Origin of the sequence: Variovorax sp. dw_308 (assembly GCF_019207085.1) — a bacterium.
GTDB lineage: Bacteria > Pseudomonadota > Gammaproteobacteria > Burkholderiales > Burkholderiaceae_C > Variovorax.
This window is the reverse complement of the sequence record NZ_JAATOM010000093.1, coordinates 1-877: the sequence shown is the minus strand read 5'-3', so window position 1 is coordinate 877 and position 877 is coordinate 1. Positions and strand designations below refer to the sequence as shown.

The 877-nt window shown below is 64.9% G+C and carries 1 protein-coding gene; it reads left to right on the top strand.

What is annotated here, in order from left to right:
* The coding region (locus HCU76_RS36340; RefSeq protein WP_218512063.1) for a methylmalonyl-CoA mutase family protein at window positions 1-877 on the top strand (877 nt) is incomplete at both ends.

Sequence of the window (877 nt, the reverse complement as noted above, 5' to 3'; positions counted from 1 at the left end):
GAGCCTGCACACCAATGCGCTGGACGAAGCGATCGCCCTGCCCACCGAGTTCAGCTCGCGCATCGCGCGCAACACGCAGCTCATCATCCAGGAAGAGACCCACATCACCAGCGTGATCGACCCCTGGGCCGGCAGCTACATGATGGAGAAGCTGACGCAGGACATGGCCGATGCCGCGTGGAAGATCATCGAGGAGGTCGAGGCGATGGGCGGCATGACCAAGGCCGTGGACAGCGGCTGGGCCAAGCTCAAGATCGAGGCGGCTGCCGCCGACAAGCAGGCGCGCATCGACTCGGGCAAGGACGTGATCGTGGGCGTCAACAAGTACAAGCTCAAGACGGAAGACGCGATCGACAGCCTCTCGATCGACAATGTCAAGGTGCGCGACGGGCAGATTGCCAAGCTGCATGCGATCCGCGAGAAGCGCGATACCGCGAAGACGCAAGCCGCGCTCGACGCATTGACGGCGGCGGCCGAGAGCGGCGAGGGCAACTTGCTGGCACTGAGCATCGACGCCGTGCGCCTGCGCGCGACGGTGGGTGAAATCAGCGATGCACTGGAAAAGGTCTACGGCCGCCATCGTGCCGACACGCAGAAGGTCACCGGAGTGTATGCCGCGGCCTATGACTCGGCCGAGGGCTGGGAAGCACTGCAGCACGAGATCGCAGCATTTGCCGAAGAGCAAGGCCGCCGTCCGCGCGTGATGATTTCCAAGCTCGGCCAGGACGGCCATGACCGCGGCGCGAAGGTTGTCGCCACGGCATTTGCCGACCTCGGCTTTGACGTGGACATGGGCCCGCTGTTCCAGACGCCCGAAGAGTGCGCACGCCAGGCGATCGAGAACGACGTGCATGCCGTGGGCGTCTCCACGCTCGCG